This is a genomic window from Streptomyces sp. NBC_00271 (genome assembly GCF_036178845.1).
Lineage (GTDB): Bacteria > Actinomycetota > Actinomycetes > Streptomycetales > Streptomycetaceae > Streptomyces.
Genome location: NZ_CP108070.1, coordinates 8,243,613 through 8,264,660, shown reverse-complemented (window position 1 = coordinate 8,264,660; position 21,048 = coordinate 8,243,613). Strand labels below are relative to the sequence as shown.

The 21,048-nt window shown below is 69.3% G+C and carries 14 protein-coding genes and 1 tRNA gene; 3 read left to right on the top strand and 12 right to left on the bottom strand.

Annotated elements, in window-relative coordinates; genetic code table 11:
- Positions 1-25: 25 nt before the first annotated feature.
- The gene (locus OG798_RS37495; RefSeq protein ID WP_267062976.1) at positions 26-862 is read left to right on the top strand and encodes a DNA-formamidopyrimidine glycosylase family protein; all 837 of its coding nucleotides are present in this window, start codon (positions 26-28) and stop codon (positions 860-862) included.
- 87 nt (positions 863-949) lie between these two features.
- Positions 950-1,711 (top strand): SDR family NAD(P)-dependent oxidoreductase, encoded by a 762-nt coding sequence (locus tag OG798_RS37490; RefSeq protein WP_095852267.1) that lies wholly within the window; start codon positions 950-952, stop codon positions 1,709-1,711.
- Positions 1,712-1,924: 213 nt separating this feature from the next.
- Here the strand turns inward: OG798_RS37490 and OG798_RS37485 are convergent, their stop codons facing one another.
- The 10 genes from OG798_RS37485 to OG798_RS37440 form a co-directional block, all read right to left on the bottom strand.
- Entirely contained in the window at positions 1,925-2,185 is a 261-nt protein-coding gene (locus OG798_RS37485; RefSeq protein WP_095852268.1) for a hypothetical protein, read from the bottom strand.
- 164 nt (positions 2,186-2,349) lie between these two features.
- Positions 2,350-2,820 (bottom strand): Dps family protein, encoded by a 471-nt coding sequence (locus OG798_RS37480; RefSeq protein ID WP_095852269.1) that lies wholly within the window; start codon positions 2,818-2,820, stop codon positions 2,350-2,352.
- A gap of 213 nt (positions 2,821-3,033) precedes the next feature.
- Entirely contained in the window at positions 3,034-3,411 is a 378-nt protein-coding gene (locus OG798_RS37475; RefSeq protein ID WP_054228608.1) for a helix-turn-helix domain-containing protein, read from the bottom strand.
- Positions 3,412-3,520: 109 nt separating this feature from the next.
- Positions 3,521-4,066 (bottom strand): CinA family protein, encoded by a 546-nt coding sequence (locus OG798_RS37470; RefSeq protein ID WP_121414849.1) that lies wholly within the window; start codon positions 4,064-4,066, stop codon positions 3,521-3,523.
- Positions 4,063-4,776, bottom strand: coding sequence for a CDP-diacylglycerol--glycerol-3-phosphate 3-phosphatidyltransferase (gene pgsA / locus OG798_RS37465; protein WP_075030681.1), 714 nt, complete (start codon positions 4,774-4,776; stop codon positions 4,063-4,065). The genes OG798_RS37470 and pgsA overlap by 4 nt, the downstream gene beginning before the upstream one ends.
- A complete protein-coding gene (rimO, locus tag OG798_RS37460; RefSeq protein WP_267062974.1) occupies positions 4,773-6,260 on the bottom strand; it encodes a 30S ribosomal protein S12 methylthiotransferase RimO in 1,488 nt (495 codons plus the stop codon). Before rimO ends, pgsA begins: the two co-directional genes overlap by 4 nt.
- A gap of 142 nt (positions 6,261-6,402) precedes the next feature.
- The gene (locus OG798_RS37455) at positions 6,403-7,257 is read right to left on the bottom strand and encodes a helix-turn-helix domain-containing protein (RefSeq protein ID WP_095852272.1); all 855 of its coding nucleotides are present in this window, start codon (positions 7,255-7,257) and stop codon (positions 6,403-6,405) included.
- Between the two features lie 313 nt (positions 7,258-7,570).
- Positions 7,571-10,309 carry a DNA translocase FtsK gene (locus OG798_RS37450; protein WP_121418292.1) on the bottom strand — a complete coding sequence of 913 codons (2,739 nt, stop codon included), beginning with the start codon at positions 10,307-10,309 and terminating at the stop codon, positions 7,571-7,573.
- A gap of 124 nt (positions 10,310-10,433) precedes the next feature.
- Positions 10,434-11,117 carry a response regulator gene (locus tag OG798_RS37445; protein ID WP_054228614.1) on the bottom strand — a complete coding sequence of 228 codons (684 nt, stop codon included), beginning with the start codon at positions 11,115-11,117 and terminating at the stop codon, positions 10,434-10,436.
- A 301-nt stretch (positions 11,118-11,418) separates the two neighbouring features.
- Positions 11,419-16,914 carry a HAMP domain-containing protein gene (locus OG798_RS37440; RefSeq protein WP_095852273.1) on the bottom strand — a complete coding sequence of 1,832 codons (5,496 nt, stop codon included), beginning with the start codon at positions 16,912-16,914 and terminating at the stop codon, positions 11,419-11,421.
- Positions 16,915-17,336: 422 nt separating this feature from the next.
- On the opposite strand from OG798_RS37440, the gene OG798_RS37435 reads away from it, so the two are divergent.
- Positions 17,337-20,084: a SpoIIE family protein phosphatase gene (locus tag OG798_RS37435; RefSeq protein ID WP_121414850.1), complete on the top strand. Its 2,748-nt coding sequence runs from the start codon at positions 17,337-17,339 to the stop codon at positions 20,082-20,084.
- A 64-nt stretch (positions 20,085-20,148) separates the two neighbouring features.
- On the opposite strand, the gene OG798_RS37430 is transcribed toward OG798_RS37435, so the two are convergent.
- Positions 20,149-20,224 (bottom strand) — tRNA-Thr (locus OG798_RS37430).
- Between the two features lie 84 nt (positions 20,225-20,308).
- Positions 20,309-20,971, bottom strand: coding sequence for a DegT/DnrJ/EryC1/StrS family aminotransferase (locus OG798_RS37425; RefSeq protein WP_121414851.1), 663 nt, complete (start codon positions 20,969-20,971; stop codon positions 20,309-20,311).
- Positions 20,972-21,048 lie beyond the last annotated feature (77 nt).

Sequence of the window (21,048 nt, the reverse complement as noted above, 5' to 3'; positions counted from 1 at the left end):
CCCCACTCGTGCCACCCTGGGACCCATGCCCGAAGGAGACACCGTCTGGCAAGCCGCGAGGCGGCTGCACACCGCCCTCGCGGGCAAAGTGCTGACCCGCTCCGATCTACGGGTGCCCAAGTACGCCACCGCCGACCTCACCAGCCGCACCGTCCTGGACGTCACCCCGCGCGGCAAGCACCTCCTCACCCGGATCGAGGGCGGCCTGACCCTGCACTCGCATCTGCGGATGGACGGCTCCTGGAAGGTGTACGCGAACGGCCGGCGCTGGAGCGGCGGCCCCGCCCACCAGATCCGGGCCATCCTCGGCACCGCGGACCGCACGGCCGTCGGCTACCGGCTCCCCGTCCTGGAGTTGCTCCGCACCGCGGACGAGGACCGCGCCGTCGGCCACCTCGGCCCCGACCTCCTCGGCCCGGACTGGAACCCCGACAGCGCCTTGGAGAACCTCCTCCAAGACCCCGCCCGCCCCCTCGGCGAGGCCCTCCTCGACCAGCGCAACCTCGCCGGGATCGGCAATGTCTACAAGAGCGAGCTGTGCTTCCTCCTCCGGGTCACCCCCTGGCTGCCCATCGGTGAGCTTCCCGCCGACCGCACCACCCTGCTCCCGGCCCTGGCCAAGAAGCTCCTGGAGACCAACCGCGACCGCCCGACCCGCATCACCACCGGCCGCCGCGACCAGAACCTCTTCGTGTACGGCCGTGCGCCCCGCCCCTGTCTGCGCTGCGGCACCTCGATCCGCCGGGGCGACCAGGGCGACGGCTCCCGAGAGCGCCCCACGTACTGGTGCCCGACATGCCAGACGGGCCCGACTCCGCCCCCGGGCCGTATCCCGCCCTCCGAGCGCCGGCCCCTCCCGTAAATCTCCTCGTCGTACAACTCCTCGTCGTGCAACTCCTTGCCGTACGACTAATTGACGACCCGTCAGAAACCCTCGTACCGTCCCTACATGCCCGTCAAGGCGTACGACCTCACCGGACGCACCGCATTCGTCACCGGCGCCGCCAGCGGGATCGGCCGCGCGTCAGCCGTCCTGCTGGCGGAGGCGGGGGCCGCCGTCCACTGCGCGGACCGGGACCCGCAGGGCCTGCACGAGACGGCGACCCTCATCAAGGCTCAGGGCGGTACGGCCCACACACATCCGCTCGACGTCAGCGACCGTGCGCAGCTCCGACAGGCCGTCGCGTCCTGCGAACGGCTCGACGTCATGGCGGCGGTCGCCGGGATCATGCACAGCAGCCCGGTCCTGGAGACCCGCGACGAGGACCTCGACCGCGTGCTGGGGGTCAACTTCAAGGGCGTGCTGTACGCCTGCCAGGAGGCCGCCCGCCTCATGATCGCGAAGAGCGTCCGCGGGAGCATCATCACGATGGCGTCCGGCGCCATCGACACCGGCGGCCCCGGTCTGCTCTGCTACGGCGCGTCGAAGGCGGCCGTCGTGCAGCTGACGAAGACCCTGGCGACCGAGATCGGCCCGCACGGCATCCGTGTCAACGCGGTCGCGCCCGGCTGGACACGTACGCCGATGACCGACCGTCACGGGGACGCCCAGGCGCGCACTGAAGCGGTCATGGCCCGGCTGTCGCCGCTCGGGCGGGTCGGCGAACCCGAGGACATCGCCCACGCCGTGCTGCATCTGGCCTCCGACGCCTCGGCGTTCACGACGGGGCAGATCCTGCGCCCGAACGGCGGCGTAGCGATGCCTTGGTAGCCCCCCAGCAGCACCCCCACGCGGCCCCCAGCAACCCAGCAACACCCCCACACCGCCGCCGGGCATCCGCCCTACGGCATCTCTCCCCTGCACCCGCCCCCTCCGAGCACCCGCCCCTCTGAATCTCAGCCCCTCCCGCGCCGAGCCCCAGGCACCACGCGTCCCCAAACGCGCCGTACCCGTCCCCCACCCCCTCCACCGAGCGCCCCGCCCCTACGAAGCCCCCGGCTCGCGCCCCCCACGCGCCCCACGCCGTAGCCACCCCTCCCGCCGCCCGTGCGCCCCAGCGCCGGCGCGCACGACCCCCGCCTTCGGCACACAGTGCACCGGCAGCAGGCTCAACCCCCACCCACCGGCCGCGACCGCCCCTTCCAGCGCCCCGGCATCGGGCGCCAGCGCGAGCCGGAGGACGCCCCACCACCACAGCGCACCGAGCCCCAGCGCTGCCCCCCAGCGCGCTATCCGCCCTGCCATGGTGTCCACCTCCAGCCCGAAGCTAGACCCGCGCTCTCACCCACCGGCAGGGCGCACCAACGGCACAGAGGCGCACCCAAAGCACATCCGAAGCCGACCATGGCGCCCCGCGGCCACCACAGGGCGCCCGTCGGCCACCACCGTGAGCCGCCCGCCTCCGGGCGTCACCCGTTCTCCGCCTGGAACATCCAGTGATGCTTCTCGAGGTCGGCGGTGATCTGGATGAAGATGTCCTGACTCACCGGATCGGCTTCGCCCGTCGCGTCCACTCGCACCCGCATCCGGCTGATCACCGCGCTCAGCGCGTCCACGAGCTCCCCCACGGCGTCGGTGTCCTTGATCCAGCCCTCGGGCGTCACGCCGATACCGCTGGTGGTGGCCACGGTCGCGGCCCGTCCGTCGGGCGAAACTCCGAGCGTCGCGGCGCGCTCCGCCACCGTGTCGGAGTGCAGCCGCGCGGTGTCCACGACCTCGTCGAGCTGGAGGTGGATGGAGCGGAAACGCGGTCCGACCACGTTCCAGTGGACCTGCTTCGCCACCAAGGAGAGATCCACCAGGTCGACCAGCGCTCCCTGGAGGGCGCCGGACACGGTCCTAAGATCCGCGTCGGACAACGGGCTCTTCACGACGTACATCGGGATTCTCCGATCCACTCGACCTCATCAACAACGGCCTCATCCATCACGACCTCATCAACCATGGCATATACGCACAATTCGGGTCACCTGGAGCGAGTGGACCCGGAGACAGCGAAAGCCCCTGCCGAATCCGCTCCAGGTTTCCCCTGGAGCAGCCCCGGCAGGGGCTTTCACAAGCGTGCTCAGCTCATGAGCGTGAACTCGTGAGCGTCAGGCGGCGACGACGTCGACCGCCTCGGCTGGCGCCTTGATGGTGACCCGTTCCGGTGGTACGCCGGTGACCGATACGGAATTCAGCATCGGACGGCGCACCGGTGTGGGCACCGGCTCGGTGGCCGCTGCAGACTGGGCCAGCTCGGCGAGAGCGAGCTCGTCGCTCACTTCCCGCATGAGCTCGGACATCCGTACGTCCAGCGCGTCGCAGATGGCGGAGAGCAGCTCGGAGGATGCCTCCTTCTGCCCCCGCTCCACCTCGGAGAGATAGCCGAGTGAAACTCGGGCGGACGAGGAGACTTCGCGCAGAGTACGGCCCTGGCGCTGGCGCTGCCGACGCAGCACGTCACCAAGCAGGCGACGGAGCAGAATCATCGGTGGCTCCCTCCTCGGACCGCGTAGCCGCATCCTTCACGCCCCACCGTACCGCCTTGCGCCGCGGCCGTGCGGGGAGCGATGTCGTGTTCACTCAGGGCTGCAAACATCAAAACCCCCCGTTCTGTTCCGTATCCTGTGCCCGCTCATTCCCGGTCTGTTCGCCCGCCAGCTCCTGCAGGAGCAGTGCGAGTACGCTCCGTACACTCTCCATACGGATTTCCGCCCGGTCGCCGTTCAACCGCAGCGGTACCACTTTCCCGCCGCCGGCAGCATGAAAAGATGCTCGGGACGGCCCGTCGACGGCCACGAAAACCGTCCCGACCGGCTGCCCGTCCTGGGGTTCGGGTCCCGCGACACCGGTGGTCGCGATCCCCCAGTCCGCGCCGAGCGCCTTGCGCACCCCGGCCGCCATCTGGGCCGCTACCTGCGGATCCACCGCACCACGCTCGGCCAACAGAGTGGCGTCGACACCCAGCAGTTCGTGCTTGAGTTCGGTGGCATACGCCGTCACGGAGCCCCGGAAGGCCTGGGAGGCCCCGGGCGTCGCGGTGATCTCCGCCGCCACCAGACCACCGGTCAGCGACTCGGCGACGGCGAGCGTCTCGCCCCTCACCGTGAGTAGTCGCAGCACTTCGGCGGCCGTAGAACTCACCGTTCTGCCTCCTCGGCCGCCGCCTGCCGCTCGGCGATCCCGCTCCTGCGCAGCACAATGGCCTGTCTCACGTAGTCGAGCCCGGTGACGACGGTCAGGACGACCGCCACGGCCATCACCCAGAACCTCAGGGTGGCCAGTGGCCCTGTCAGCGCCAGGACGTACATCCCGACCGCGGTGCCCTGCGCGAGGGTCTTCAGCTTGCCGCCGCGGCTGGCCGGAATGACTCCGTAGCGGATCACCAGGAAGCGCATCAGGGTGATCCCGAGCTCGCGCCCGAGGATCACTCCCGTCACCCACCACGGCAGATCACCGAGGTAGGACAGGCAGACCAGCGCGGCACCCATGATCGCCTTGTCGGCGATGGGGTCGGCGATCTTCCCGAAGTCGGTGACCAGGTCGTACGTACGCGCCAGGTGCCCGTCGAAGATGTCGGTGATCATGGCGACGGCGAAGGCCGCCCACGCCCAGGCACGCCACGCGGGGTCGTACCCGCCGTCGGCCAGCATCAGCGCCACGAAACCCGGCACCAGGACGAGCCGGATCATGGTCAGGATGTTCGCGATGTTCCAGAGGCTGGCCTGATTGACGGCCACAGCGCCCAGCTTCCCGCCCCGCGCCGGCTTGGAGCCTCCGGGAACGCCGGGAGCGCCCGCCGCGCCGTTCGCGCTGGGGGAGCCGCCCGCCGCGGACGCCGGGGCTCCGGTCATCTGGCCGCCTCCTCAGTACACGGGAGCGAGCCCAGGAGCGGCTCGGCCACCAGGTCGACACCTTCCGTACCGACCACCTTGGCCTCGACGATACGGCCCACCGTCAGACCTTCGCCGCTCGTGAACTGCACCTGACCGTCGGTCTCGGGGGCCTGGTGCGCGGCACGGCCGACCGCACCCCACTCCTCCCCGTCGGCGGAGCCGAGCGACTCGACGAGCACGTGGACGGTCTCACCGACGCGCTCCTCGGCGCGCTGCGCGACCAGCTCCTCGGCGAGCCGGGACACGCGCGCGAGGCGCTCGTCGACCACGTCCTGGTCGAGCTTGTTCTCGTACGTCGCCGCTTCCGTGCCGTCCTCGTCGGAGTACCCGAAGACGCCGATGGCGTCGAGGCGTGCACCCGTGAGGAAGCGCTCCAGCTCCGCGAGGTCGGCCTCGGTCTCGCCGGGGAAGCCCACGATGAAGTTGGACCGCACGCCGGCCTGCGGGGCCTTGGAGCGGATGGTGTCGAGCAGCTCCAGGAAGCGGTCCGTGTCGCCGAAGCGCCGCATCGCGCGCAGCACGTCGGGCGCGGAGTGCTGGAAGGACAGGTCGAAGTAGGGCGCGATGTTCGGCGTGGAGGTCAGCACGTCGATGAGCCCGGGGCGCATCTCGGCGGGCTGGAGGTAGCTCACGCGCACGCGCTCGATGCCGTCGATCTCGGCGAGCTCGGGCAGCATGGTCTCCAGGAGGCGGATGTCGCCCAGGTCCTTGCCGTACGAGGTGTTGTTCTCGGAGACCAGCATGATCTCCTTGACGCCCTGCTCGGCCAGCCAGCGGGTCTCGTTCAGCACGTCGCTGGGGCGGCGCGAGATGAAGGAGCCGCGGAAGGACGGGATGGCGCAGAAGGAGCAGCGCCGGTCGCAGCCGGAGGCGAGCTTCACCGAGGCCACCGGGGAGCCGTCCAGGCGGCGACGCAGAGGCGCACGCGGGCCAGAGACCGGGGCGACGCCCTCCGGGAGGTCCGCGGGCGCGCCGTGGCCGGGAAGGGCCACCTCCTCGCCCGCGCTCTGCCGCTCGGCGGGGCTGATCGGCAGCAGCTTGCGCCGGTCACGGGGGGTGTGGGAGGCGTGGATGCCGCCGTTCAGGATGGTCTGGAGGCGGTCGGAGATGTCCGCGTAGTCATCGAAGCCGAGCACGCCGTCGGCCTCGGGGAGGGCCTCGGCGAGCTCCTTGCCGTACCGCTCGGCCATGCAGCCCACCGCCACGACGGCCTGGGTTCTGCCATGCCCCTTGAGGTCATTGGCTTCCAGGAGGGCGTCGACGGAGTCCTTCTTGGCGGCTTCGACGAAGCCACAGGTGTTGACGACGGCGACGTCCGCTTCTTCGGCGTCCTCCACGAGTTGCCAGCCGTCCGCCTCCAAGCGGCCTGCGAGCTCCTCCGAGTCCACCTCGTTACGGGCGCAGCCAAGGGTGACGAGTGCGACGGTACGGCGTTCAGGCATGGGCTCAAGACTACTTTGTCTCACTGACAGCCCACGTCGACGGGGTTGGCCGATCTTGGCCAACCCCGTACCCGCCTGTGCGGTGCGCCCTTTGTGCGCCCGCTTCGTAAGCCTTTCGTGCGACCCTCACGGCCGTCCGAAGTCATCCGACGACGGGGTCGCCCTTCGTGTACGTCAGTCGCTCGACCTGGCCGGGCTGGAACTGGTCGTCGATCTTCTTGCCGTTCACGTACAGCTTGATGGCACCCGCGTCACCGAGGACCAGGTCGATCTTCGTCTTGTCCTGGAAGGTCTTGGACTCGCCCTGCTTGAGCAGACCGTCGAAGAGGAGCCGGCCGTTGTGGTCCTTGGCGGAGATCCAGCTGCGCCCGTCGGGGGCGCTCACCTGGACGGTCACCTTGTCCTGCGGGGCTGCCGCGATGGCGCTGTCGGTGGGCTCGGGCTTCGGGTCGGCGGGCTTGCTGATCTTGGGGGTGGCCGAGGTGGTGGACGTACTGGCGGTCGGTGTGGAGCCCTCGGCGACCGACGACTTCGAGTCGCTTCCACCGCTGCCCTTGACCACGGTGAATCCGACGAAGCCGATCACGGCGACGATCGCCGCGACCATGGCGGCGGTCCAGTTCGGCCCGCGGCGCTCGGGACGGATCCGTTCCGCCTCGAACATCGGGGCGGCGGGGGTGGGCGCGGGCCGCCCGCCGTGTTCGGCGTCGTAGCGGGCGAGCAGCGGGGCCGGATCGATGTGCACGGCCCGGGCCAGCGTCCGGATGTGGCCGCGCGCGTACACGTCACCGCCGCAGGGGGCGAAGTCGTCCTGCTCGATCGCTTGCACGATGGCGATACGGACCCGGGTGGCGTTGCTGACGTCGTCAACGGTCAGTCCTGCCTCGATGCGGGCCTGCCGCAGGGAACGACCGACCGAGAGGCCTTCTTCGCGATGCTCGTCGAACGGGCGCTCGTCTTCGGGGGAGTTGCCGTCAGGGAAGTTGCCGATGGACACGGGGGCGCCTTTCGAGCGTGTAGCCACCTGTGCTGGAGGTTCAGTTTAGGGGGGGTACGAAAGGGTGGGGCAACCGGGCGGTGGGACTTTGTACGCCATCAGAATGGCCGGTCACCCTGATGTTGGGACAAGGACCTGTCCCCTCGCTCAACTTGACGTACGACGAAGGGAAACGGTTGCCCGTCTTTCCCTTACGGGTAAGTCACGTTCGAATATCCACATGTCACGGAGCGAACCGTCCGCGCCATGACCGAGCCGCCGAGATCTCACCCGTACGGTGACCGACCTGTCCTGTTTTCCTCCGCCAAAAGCTCTACGCTTCAGCTTCCCCACGAATCACGGCGAGCACTCCATCCAGCTCGTCGGCCTTCACAAGAACATCACGCGCCTTGGAGCCCTCGCTGGGCCCGACGATGCCGCGGGACTCCATGAGGTCCATCAGCCGCCCGGCCTTGGCGAAGCCGACCCGCAGCTTGCGCTGGAGCATCGAGGTGGACCCGAACTGCGAGGTGACGACCAGTTCGGCGGCAGCGCACAGCAGGTCGAGGTCGTCGCCGATGTCCTCGTCGATCTCCTTCTTCTGCTTGGTGCCCACGGTGACGTCGTCCCGGAAGACCGGAGCCATCTGGTCCTTGCAGTGCTGCACGATGGCCGCGACCTCGTCCTCGGTGACGAAGGCACCCTGCATACGGGTGGGCTTGTTGGCCCCCATCGGCAGGAAGAGCCCGTCGCCCTTGCCGATCAGCTTCTCGGCACCCGGCTGGTCGAGGATGACGCGCGAGTCCGCCAGCGACGACGTGGCGAAGGCGAGCCGGGACGGCACGTTCGCCTTGATCAGACCGGTGACGACGTCCACGGACGGCCGCTGGGTGGCGAGCACCAGGTGGATGCCGGCCGCACGCGCGAGCTGCGTGATGCGCACGATCGCGTCCTCGACGTCGCGCGGGGCGACCATCATCAGGTCGGCGAGCTCGTCGACGATCACCAGCAGATACGGGTACGGCGTCAGCTCGCGCTCGCTGCCCTCGGGCAGCTTCACCTTGCCGTTCCTGATGGCCTCGTTGAAGTCGTCGATGTGCCGGTAGCCGAACGCCGCGAGGTCGTCGTAGCGCAGATCCATCTCCCGTACGACCCACTGCAGCGCCTCGGCGGCCCGCTTCGGGTTGGTGATGATCGGCGTGATCAGGTGCGGGATGCCCTCGTACGCCGTCAACTCGACCCGCTTGGGGTCGACGAGGACCATCCGGACGTCCTCGGGGGTCGCCCGGACCATGACGGACGTAATCAGGCAGTTAATGCACGAGGACTTACCGGAACCGGTGGCTCCGGCGACGAGCACGTGCGGCATCTTCGCCAGGTTGGCCATCACATAGCCGCCCTCGACATCCTTGCCGAGCGCGACCAGCATCGGGTGGTCGTCCTCGGCCGCGTCCGCGAGGCGCAGCACGTCACCGAGGTTGACCATCTCGCGGTCGGTGTTGGGGATCTCGATGCCGACCGCCGACTTGCCGGGGATCGGACTGATGATCCGCACGTCGGGGCTTGCGACGGCGTACGCGATGTTCTTGGTCAGCGCCGTGATCCGCTCGACCTTCACGGCGGGGCCGAGCTCGACCTCGTAGCGCGTGACCGTCGGACCACGCGTGAAGCCGGTGACGGCGGCGTCGACCTTGAACTCCATGAAGACGTTCTGGAGCGAGGCGACCACCGCGTCATTGGCGGCGCTGCGCGTCTTGCCGGGCCCACCACGCTCCAGGAGGTCGAGCGACGGCAAGGAGTAGGTGATGTCGCCGGACAACTGGAGCTGCTCCGCGCGCGGGGGCAGGTCGCGGGGTGCGTCGGGCGCGGACTTGGTGAGGTCGGGCACGACGGACTCGACGGCCAGGGCCTCCTGCTTGGGCCGCTTGGCGCCCGGGACGGCCTTGGCGCGCGCGGCCGGCACCGGGGTCGTCTCCTCGTAGCCGTCACGCTCCGCCGTGACGCCCTGCGTCAGATCGGCGACCAGCGGGGAGGGCGGCATCCCGTGCAGCACGGCGCCGTCGAGCGCGGCGGCCGCGGCCGCGGCGACGTCCACCGCATCCATGGGCCGGCTCATGTCGGGCTGCTGCACACCGGGCCGCCGGGGACGGCCGCGGCGCCTGGTGAGCGCCTCCTCCTCGGCGCTCTCCGCGTCGTATCCCTCAGGGGCGCGTGAACGCCGCCGGGAGCGGGCGGGAAGCGCCTCACGCCACTGTTCGTCGTAGCGCTCGTCGTCCTCGCCGAAGTCGTCCCCGTCGGGATCGGCCTGGACGACGCCCAGCTTCTGCCCGAGCAGCCGCAGCCGCTGCGGGATCGCGTTGACGGGGGTCGCCGTGACGACCAGCAGGCCGAAGATCGTGAGCAGCACGAGCAGCGGCACCGCGAGGACGTCGCCCATCATGTACGTCAGCGGCGTCGACGCCGCCCAGCCGATGAGCCCGCCCGCGTCCCTTATCGCCTGCATGCCGTCGCTGCGCGCGGGCGCCCCGCAGGCGATGTGGACCTGGCCGAGCACGCCGATGACGAGCGCGGACAGGCCGATCACGATGCGCCCGTTGGCCTCCGGCCTCTCGGGATGCAGGATGAAGCGGGCGGCGATGACCGCGAGCAGTATCGGCACCAACAGGTCGAGGCGGCCGAAGGCACCCGTCACCAGCATCTCGACGAGGTCACCGACGGGACCGTGCAGGTTGGACCACGTGCCCGCCGCGACGATCAGCGCGATCCCGATCAGCAGCAGCGCGAGCCCGTCCTTGCGATGCGCCGGGTCGAGCCCCTTTGCGCCCCGACCTATGCCGCGGAACATCGCGCCGACGGCGTGCGCGAGGCCCAGCCACACGGCGCGTACAAGCTTGTACACGCCCGCGGTGGGGTTGGGCGCCGACGCGGGTGGGGCCTTCTTCGCCGCGACCTTCTTGGCGGGCGCCTTCTTGGCGGCTGCCTTTTTCGCGGGGGCCTTCTTCGCCGGAGCCTTCGTCGGAGCGGCCGCCTTCTTCGCGGGCGGCTTCTTGGCTGCGGACTGACGTGAGGCCATGAGTGTGAGGTTACCGGTGGAGACGACAGCGGACACGTGTGCCTACTGCTTCACCCGTTCGTGTCGCCCGCACCAGGGACCAGAACTGACGCGCGCTCACCGCGAACGACGGCCTCCTCGGAGGTCAGTTCTGCGACGGCACCGACGGTGCGCCGCTTCCCGTGCCCGGCTCCAGCGCGTCCAGCGCCCGGCGCAGTCCCGTGAGTTTGCGTTCGAGATGGGCCGCGGTCGCCACCGCAGCCGCGTCCGCCGAGTCGTCGTCGAGCTGTTTGGACAGCGCCTCGGCCTGCTCCTCAACGGCCGCGAGCCGCGCGGAGAGTTCGGCGAGGAGACCGGCCGGCTCCTTGGCCGAGCCGAGCGCCGTCTTGCCGCCGCCCTCCAGCTGCAGCCGCAGCAGCGCTGCCTGCTCGCGCAGTTGGCAGTTCTTCATGTAGAGCTCGACGAAGACCGAGACCTTCGCGCGCAGCACCCATGGGTCGAACGGCTTGGAGATGTAGTCCACCGCACCCGCCGCGTACCCCCGGAAGGTGTGGTGCGGGCCGTGGTTGATCGCCGTGAGAAAGATGATCGGGATGTCCCGAGTCCGCTCACGCCGCTTGATGTGCGCCGCGGTTTCGAAACCGTCCATTCCAGGCATCTGGACGTCCAGCAGAATGACCGCGAAGTCGTCGGTCAGTAGCGCTTTGAGCGCTTCCTCTCCGGACGATGCCCGTACCAGTGTCTGATCGAGCGCGGAGAGGATCGCCTCCAGCGCCAGCAGATTCTCCGGCCGGTCATCGACCAGAAGGATCTTGGCCTTCTGCACCATGGCCCGCCCTCCTCGCCCCGGCAGTGCACCGGGCGCCGCCCCAGAGGACGACTCCCTTGCGTCGCCCGTCCTTGTGCCGGTCATGGTAGCCGCACCCCGCCTGTCGCCACACCCTGTCACCGCGATGTCACTGTGCACGTAGCAGAAACGTAGCGGGAGACCAGAAGGTTCCCCGAATCCCGCACTTCTACACGGCTTCGGCCACCGTCAGTTATACGACGTCGGGCGCCCCGCGCCGCCGACTCGGCGCGCACAGCCGGGCTTCCCGGCCGCCGACACCACCCGGCGACACCCATCCCGCTCACTCCTCGCGCATCCACTGCTCCATCACGGAGAGCAGATGGTCGGGATCGACCGGCTTGGTGACGTAGTCGGACGCGCCGGACTCGATGGCCTTCTCCCGGTCGCCCTTCATCGCCTTCGCCGTGAGCGCGATGATCGGCAGCCCGGCGAACTGCGGCATCCGGCGAATCGCCGTCGTCGTGGCGTAGCCGTCCATCTCGGGCATCATGATGTCCATCAGGACGACCGTCACGTCGTCGTGCTGCTCCAGCACCTCGATACCCTCACGGCCGTTCTCGGCGTACAGCACCGACAGGCCGTGCTGCTCCAGGACGCTGGTGAGCGCGAACACGTTGCGGATGTCGTCGTCGACGATCAGCACCTTCTCGCCCTCGAACCGGATGCCTCGGCGCGGCTGCGGCGCCGCCTCCTGCTGCCCCCCACTCGCCCACTGCTCCTGAGAGGCACCCGCGGCCCCGTTCGACCCCGGCAACCCCGGGCGCTGCTCGGTCGCGGGCAGCGCCCTGCGGCGCCGCCTGAAGAGCGCGGCGGGCCCGTTCTGCGTGTCCTGGTACGACTTCACCTCGGCCGGCGTCTCGATGTCGACCCCGGACAGCTCCGCCTCCGAGGCGAGCAGCTCCCCGGCCTCCAGAGCGGGCACGAGCTGCCCGTAGCCCTGCGGGGGCAGTTCGCTCGGGTGCATCGGCAAATACAGCGTGAACGTCGAACCGCGTCCCGGCTCGCTCTGGGCGTGGATCTCACCGCCCAGCAGACGCGCGATCTCCCGCGAGATGGACAGCCCCAGACCCGTACCGCCGTACTTCCTGCTCGTCGTACCGTCCGCCTGCTTGAAAGCCTCGAAAATCACCCGCATCTTGCTGGCGGCGATCCCGATGCCGGTGTCGGTCACCGAGAACGCGATCAGGCCGGCGTCCGCGTCCCGCAGCGAACCCGCCTCCAGGAGCTGCTCCCGGATCGCCACCGGGACATCCGCGCCGGCGGGCCGGATCACCAATTCGACCGCTCCTGAGTCGGTGAACTTCACCGCGTTGGAGAGCAGGTTGCGCAGCACCTGAAGGAGGCGCTGCTCGTCGGTGTGCAGCGTGGCGGGCAGTTCCGGCGACACCCGGACGGAGAAGTCGAGGCCCTTCTCCGCGGTCAGCGGACGGAAAGTGGCCTCTACGTAGTCGACGAGTTGGACCAGCGCGATGCGGGTCGGCGAGACGTCCATCTTGCCCGCCTCGACCTTCGACAGATCGAGGATGTCGTTGATCAGCTGGAGCAGGTCGGAACCCGCACCGTGGATCGTTTCCGCGAACTCGACCTGCTTGGGAGTCAGGTTCGACTCGGCGTTGTCGGCGAGCAACTTCGCTAGGATCAGCAGGGAGTTGAGCGGCGTCCGCAGCTCGTGCGACATGTTCGCCAGGAACTCGCTCTTGTAGCGCATAGAGACCGCGAGCTGCTCGGCACGCTCCTCCAGGACCTGCCGCGCCTCCTCGATCTCGGTGTTCTTGACCTCGATGTCGCGGTTCTGCTGGGCGAGCTGTTCGGCCTTCTCCTCCAGCTGGGCGTTGGAGTCCTGGAGTGCCTTCTGCCGGTTCTCCAACTCGGCCGACCGCTCCTGGAGTTGCTCGGTCAGCTCCTGCGACTGCTTGAGCAGCACCTCCGTCTTGGTGTTGACGGAGATGGTGTTGACGCTCGTCGCGATCATCTCGGCGATCTGGTTCAGGAAGTCCTTCTGGATCTGCGTGAACGGCGTGAAGGACGCCAGCTCGATCACACCCAGCACGGTCCCCTCGAAGAGCACCGGAAGAACGATCACCTGCGCCGGGGGCGCCTCGCCGAGCCCGGACGAGATCTTCAGATAACCGCTCGGCGCGTTCTCCACCAGGATCGTGCGCTTCTCCTGCGCCGCCGTCCCGATCAGCGCCTCACCGGGCCGGAACGACGTCGGCATGGAGCCCATCGAGTAGCCGTACGAGCCGAGCATGCGCAGCTCGTACGCGTCCTCGTCGTTGCCCGCCTCCTTGCCGTCGACCAGCGGCATGGAGAGGAAGAACGCGCCGTGCTGGGCGGAGACCACCGGCGTCAGCTCACTCATGATCAGCGAGGCCACGTCGTCGAGATCGCGGCGCCCCTGCATCAGCGCGGAGATACGGGCGAGGTTGCCCTTGAGCCAGTCCTGCTCCTTGTTGGCGATGGTGGTGTCGCGCAGGTTGGCGATCATCTTGTTGATGTAGTCCTGAAGTTCCTGGATCTCGCCCGAGGCGTCCACGTCGATCTTCAGGTTCAGGTCGCCGCGGGTCACCGCGGTCGCCACGCGCGCGATGGCACGCACCTGCCGGGTCAGGTTCCCGGCCATCTCGTTCACCGACTCGGTGAGGTCGCGCCAAGTGCCGTCGACGTCACGCACGCGTGCCTGGCCGCCCAGTTGCCCCTCGGTACCCACCTCGCGGGCGACTCGGGTGACCTCCTCGGCGAAGGACGACAGCTGGTCGACCATCGTGTTGATGGTGGTCTTCAGCTCCAGGATCTCGCCGCGCGCGTCGATGTCGATCTTCTTGGTGAGGTCGCCCTTGGCGATGGCCGTGGTGACCATCGCGATGTTGCGCACCTGACCGGTCAGGTTGGACGCCATCCCGTTCACGGACTCGGTGAGGTCCTTCCACGTACCGGCCACACCCGGGACGTGTGCCTGCCCGCCGAGGATGCCGTCCGTGCCCACCTCGCGGGCCACCTTGGTGACCTGGTCGGCGAACGAACTCAGCGTCTTCACCATGGTGTTGAAGGTGTCGGCGAGCTGCGCGACCTCGCCGCGCGCCTCGATCGTGACCGTACGGGTCAGATCGCCGTTGGCGACGGCCGCGGCGACCTGGGAGATGTTGCGCACCTGCATGGTCAGGTTGTTGGCCATCAGGTTGACGTTGTCGGTGAGGTCCTTCCAGATGCCCGTGACGCCCGACGCGTGCGCCTGGCCGCCCAGGATGCCCTCGGTGCCCACCTCGCGGGCCACTCGAGTCACCTGCTCGGCGAAGGACGACAGCTGGTCCACCATCGTGTTCACGGTGGTGACGAGTTCGAGGATCTCGCCCTTGGCGTCGACGGTGATCTTCTTCGACAGGTCGCCCATGGCGACCGCCGTCGTGACCTCGGCGATGTTACGGACCTGGATGGTCAGGTTGTTCGCCATGAAGTTCACGGACTGCGTGAGGTCCTTCCAGGTGCCGGAGACACCCTGCACCTCGGCCTGACCGCCGAGCATGCCCTCCGTGCCCACCTCACGGGCCACCCGCGTCACCTGCTCGGCGAAGTTCGAGAGCTGGTCCACCATCGTGTTGAGGGTGTTCTTCAGCTCCAGGATCTCGCCGCGCGCGTCCACGTCGATCTTCTGCGACAGGTCACCCCGCGCCACCGCGGTCGCGACCTGCGCGATGTTGCGCACCTGGGCGGTGAGGTTGCCCGCCATGCCGTTCACGGAGTCCGTCAGGTCGCGCCACACACCCGCGACACCCGGCACCTGCGCCTGACCGCCGAGCCGGCCCTCCGTGCCCACCTCACGGGCCACCCGCGTCACCTGGTCCGCGAAGGCGGAGAGCTGGTCGACCATCGTGTTGATGGTGTTCTTCAGCTCCAGGATCTCGCCGCGCGCGTCCACGTCGATCTTCTGCGACAGGTCACCCCGCGCCACCGCCGTGGTGACCTGGGCGATCTGCCGTACCTGCGAGGTCAGGTTCCCCGCCATGAAGTTGACGGAGTCGGTGAGTTCCTTCCACGTACCGGACACGCCGTCCACGCGGGCCTGACCGCCGAGGCGGCCCTCCGTGCCCACGTCCCGGGCCATCCGCGTCACCTGGTCGGCGAACGACGACAGCTGGTCCACCATCGTGTTCACGGTGTTCTTCAGCTGGAGCATCTCTCCGGAGACGTCGACCGTCACCTTCTGAGACAGGTCACCGTTCGCGACCGCCGTCGTCACCTGCGCGATGTTGCGGACCTGACCCGTCAGGTTCCGGAACGCCGTGTTGACGGAGTCGGTGAGGTCCTTCCACGTACCGGCCACACCCGGCACCTGCGCCTGGCCGCCCAGTTCACCCTCGACACCGACCTCGCGCGCCACGCGCGTGACCTCGACACCGAACGACGACAGCTGGTCGACCATCGTGTTGACGGTGTTCTTCAGCTCCAGCATCTCGCCGGCCACGTCGACGGTGACCTTCTGCGACAGATCACCGTTGGCCACCGCCGTCGTCACCGCGGCGATGTCCCGCACCTGCGTCGTGAGGTTGCGGAACACCGTGTTGACGGAGTCCGTCAGGTCCTTCCACGTCCCCGCCGCGCCCGGCACGTTCGCCTGCCCGCCGAGCCGCCCCTCGCCACCGACCTCGTTGGCCACACGCGTGACCTCGTCCGCGAACGTCCGCAGCGTCTCGGTCATCTGGTTGATCGTCTCGGCGAGCTGCGCGACCTCGCCGCGTGCGGAAACGGTCACCTTCTGCGACAGGTCGCCGCTCGCGACCGCCGTCGTCACCTGCGCGATCCCACGCACCTGGGCCGTGAGGTTGCCGGCCATCAGGTTCACCGAATCGGTGAGGTCCTTCCACACACCGGCCACACCGGGCACCTGCGCCTGGCCGCCGAGCTCGCCCTCGGTGCCCACCTCGCGGGCGACGCGCGTCACCTCGGAGGAGAACGAGGACAACTGATCCACCATCGTGTTGACGGTGTTCTTCAGCTCCAGCATCTCGCCGGCCACATGAACCGTGACCTTCCGGGACAAGTCACCCTTCGCGACCGCCGTCGTCACGAGAGCGATGTCACGTACCTGAGCCGTCAGCCGGTACGCCATGGTGTTGACCGAATCCGTGAGGTCCTTCCACGAACCGGACATTCCACGCACTCGCGCCTGCCCGCCCAGCTTGCCCTCGGTGCCCACCTCACTGGCCACCCGCGTGACCTCGTCGGTGAACGTCGACAGCTGGTCGACCAGGTTGTTGACCGTCCGTCCGACCTTCAGGAACTCCCCGCGCAGCGGATGCCCGTTGCCGTCCGCCGCCTGCGCCCGCAGCTCCATACGCGGCGACAGATCGCCCTCCGCCACCGCGGACAGCACCCGGCCGACCTCGGAGACCGGTCGTACGAGGTCGTCGACGAGCGCGTTCGACGCGTCGATCGCGGCACCCCAGGAACCCTCGCAGGCGCCCGACTCCAGCCGCTCCGTGAGCTTTCCCTCACGCCCGACCACCCGCCGCACCCGCGACAGCTCACCCGTCAGATGCAGATTCCGGTCCGCCACCTCGTTGAAGACAGCCGCGATCTCCGACATCACACCATCACCGGAGACCGTGAGGCGCTTGCGGAAATTGCCGTCCCGCATCGACACCAGGGCCGTCAGCAGCCTGTTCAGGGCAGCCGTATCCACCTCGGTGGTGCCATTGCGTGGTGTGCGCCGGTTGTTCAGGGACTGTCCGTCTTCCGCGCGCGTCTTACCGCCCCGCGTCGCTGCGCCAGACTCCACTGTGTCCCTCCCGCAAGGGTCGACCATTACTGCTCGGCGTACTCGGGTACTGCTTGCTCGGGTACTACTGCTCGTGCTCAGGTACTACTTGCTCGGCGAACTGGCAGGCTCTCGGCCTGTCCGACCTTCTCACTGGAGCTTGCCCAGTGTTTCACCCCGGCTGAACCAGGCCATAACAGTTCGGCAGCTTCGCACATCGTCCGCACACCGCCCGGAGGCGGGCACAGCCTCGTCAGGACGGAAACACAGGCACCTGTCCGAACGGAAACTCTGCCCCTCTCCCGACGGAAACACTGGTGACCGGCATCCGCATGGACGGCGAAGGTAAGTAACCTTGCATGCGGCTGTCCAGCCACACCGGTTTGTCCGGCCTGGGCGGTGGCACAAGAACGAGCGGGCAGGCATCGGAGGGGCACCGCACCATGACCACCGGACTGCATCCTGGGGGACAGCCCCAGGATCCTCGGCCGACGGGGAACCAGGCACTGCCCCGGCAGGAGCGGGTCGACCATGGGGCCCTCCACGCCGACAACCGGACAAGGAGTGCTGTGATCACCGCGCGCGCGGCCGCCAGTTTCGATCCCGTCGGGCGATCGGTCGCGACCGCCAGATCCTTCGTCCGCGACACCCTCCAGGGCTGGGGCTTCGCCGACATCGTCGACGACGCGGTGGTCCTGACCAGCGAACTCGTCACCAATGCTGTCGTGCATGCGGGCACCTCCGCGGATGTCCTGTGTCTGCGCAGCGACGAAGGCGTACGCATCGAGGTGGCGGACCGCTACCCGGAGCGTGAGATTCCACTCCAGGCGACGGCTGTGAACATGGGCAGCCCCGACCGCGAGGGCGGACGCGGACTCCAGTTGTGCGCCGCCCTGGCCGGCCGCTGGGGCGTCGACTACTCCCCCACGCACAAGCAGGTCTGGTTCCACCTCGACCTCCCCGATCGCCCGGTCGGCACCCGCACCGCGGGCCCCTCCCTCCCCGCCGACCTCCTTCCGCTCGCCGACGGCCGCGTCCGCGTCGCGGTGATCCAGATCGACCGTGTCGGCGCCATCTCCGCCTGGAACGAGGACGCGGAGGACCTCTTCGGGTACGCCGCCGAACAGGTCATCGGCAAGCCCCTCACCGACCTCGCGGCCTGGCCGCACACCCCGGGCACCAGCACCGGCATCGTCGAGGCCCTCCAACTCTCGCGCTGGGAGGGCACCTACGGGCTCCGGGGCGCGAGCGGCCGCGTGACCCCGGTCTACGCCTCCCACCTCCGCGTACGCGACACGGGCGGCGAACCCTCCACGGTCTGCCTCCTCGTACGCGACCACGAACGCGCCGTCCTGCAGACCCCGTTGCGGGCGTCGGCCACCGACACGACGACCAGCTCCGAGGGCCAGGCCACGGACCCCTTCGAGGTCTTCATCGGCTCCCCCGCCCCGGACGACCTGGACGGCCTCCTCCAGCGCACGGTGGAGCGCGCCCGCGACATGCTCGACGGCGACTCCGCCTTCCTGCTCCTCGCGACCGACGACGAGACGGAGTTGGAGGTACGAGCCTCGACGGGCCTGCCCTCCGCCCGCCAACGCTTCGCCCGCGTCCCCGTCGAGGCGGGCCCCGGCCGCTACGGCTCGGCCCGCATGCCCGCCGTCCACGAGGACCTGACGGTCGTCCCCGGCGCCGTACCTCTGCTGGCCGGCACCGGCATGCGCTCGGTCGTCACGGTCCCGCTGAAGGTCGAGGGCCGCCTCACCGGCTCCCTCGGTGTCGCGGCCGAGGGACCCTCCCGCTACTCCAACGAGGAGGCCCTGCGCCTCCAGTTCGCCGCCGACCGCATCGCGCTCGCGGTGGAATCGGCCCGCCTGGGCGAGCTGGAACGCCTGCGCCGCGGCTCGCTGAGCTTCCTCGTCGAGGCCTCCGACCTCCTCGCCGGCACCCTGGACCGCGACCAGACCCTCGCCCTCATGGCCCAGATGACGGTCCCGACCCTCGCCACCTGGTGCGCGGTCTACACGATCGCCGACCAGGCCTCGGACCCGTACCTCTCGTACGTCCTGCACGAGGACGAGGAACGCATCGACGGTCTGAAGGCCCTGCTCTCGAAGATCGCCCCACCGGACCCCGTCCCCACCCCCGGCGCCCGCGTCTGGGCGGCCCCGGGCGAGGCCGCCCACCAGGCGGCCCTGCGCACCTCCATGCGCAGCCTGGGCCGCGGCGAGCCCGCCTCGGTCACCTCCGGCATCGGTACGACCCTGGCGACCGCCGCGGCGGTCGGCGGCGAGACCGTCGTCCTGCCCCTGGTGGCCCGCAACCGCGTCATCGGCATGCTGACGCTCGGCAAGCCCTCCGACGAACACTTCCGCCAGGAAATCCTGGAACTGGCCGAGGACCTGTCCCGCAGGGCCGCCCTGGCCCTCGACAACGCCCGCCTGTACTCGGAGCGCACGGCCATCAGCCAGTCCCTCCAGCGCAGCCTCCTGCCGCCCGACCTCCCGCACATCGACGGCGTCGAGGTCGAGGTCATCTACCGCGCGGCCGGCGAGGGCAACGAGGTCGGCGGCGACTTCTACGACCTCTTCCCGATCCGTGACGGCGTCTACGGCTTCGCCATCGGCGACGTCTGCGGTACGGGCCCGGAGGCGGCGGCGGTCACGGGCCTCGCCCGGCACGCCCTGCGCCTCCTGGCCCGCGAGGGCTTCGGCGGCCCCGCGGTCCTGGAGCGCCTGAACTCAGCGATCCTGGACGAGGGCGCCCGCAGCCGCTTCCTGACCCTGCTGTACGGCGAGTTGTGGCCCCAGGAGGACGGCAGCGCCATGCTGAAGGTGGTCTGCGCGGGCCACCCGCTCCCGCTCCGCCTGCGCCAGGACGGCACCGTGGAGGCGGCCGCCGAACCGCAGCCGCTCCTCGGTGTCATGGAGGACTTGGAGCTGTACGAGCAGACCATCACCCTCGACCCGGGCGACGTGCTGTTGTGTGTGACGGACGGCGTCACCGAACGCCGTGAGGGCACCCGCATGTTGGGCGACGACGGCCTCACGGACGTCCTCACCACGTGTACGGGCCTCACGGCGGGAGCGGTGGCCGCCCGCATCATGCGCGCGGTCGAGCGCTTCGCCTCCGACGCCCCGTCCGACGACATGGCGATTCTGGCGATGCGGGTGCCGGGTCTTCCTCGGGACTGAGGTCGGAGCTCGACTCCGGGACATGAGAAAGGCCCCCGCCCGTGAGGGCGGAGGCCTTTTCTGCTGGAGCCCCCCAACGGAATCGAACCGTTGACCTTCTCCTTACCATGGAGACGCTCTGCCGACTGAGCTAGGGGGGCCAGTCGCCTTTTCGAGGTTTCCCTCGCGGCAACGAAATAGATCATACCCCGAACAGCAGCGTGCTCCCAACCAGTCCCGTCGGATCAGAAGGCGGGCTGCAGCAATCCGCCGAGCGCATTGCACGCGGAGACGATCCGCTGCATCTCCCGCTTCGTCAACGACGCGTCCACGGGCAGCGCGAGGGTCTCGTCGGCGGCCCGCTCCGTCTCCGGGAGGTGCACGTCCCGACGGAACCCGGGCAGCCGGTGCACGGGCGTCTTCACCGGCACCCGGCACTCAACTCCCTTGGCCCGTACGGCCCGTGCGAAGGCGTCCCGGTCCGGCCGACCATTGCCGGGCACGCGCACGATGTACTGCTGGTACGTGTGTCCGTCGCCGCCGTCCGGCGTGCGCACTCCGCTCAGCCGCCCGTCGAGATAGGCGGCCCGCTCCCTGCGCTGCGCGATCTCGTCGTACGGCGCCTGGGACTCGCCCAGTTCCAGCAGCAGAAGCCCGTGTCGCTGCCCGACGTCCCGCAGCCGCACCATGTCGGCCGACCGACCGAAGCGGTGTACGACGACGACAGCGGTCGACCGCGGGGTCACTGCCGCCTCGACAGCGCCGGCGTCAAGGCAGTACGTCACCGGGTCTATGTCGGCGAAGACGGCCGACGCACCGACCTGGGTCACGGCCTCCGCGACCTCGACGTTCCCGAACGCCGGCACGATGACCTCGTCGCCGACTCCGACGCCCGCGGCCCTGAGCATTGCAGCTGTACCCATGCCGCGGATGCTTGTCGCGCAAAGTGAACGCAAAGTGTCGGACAACAAAAAAGAGCTGGTCC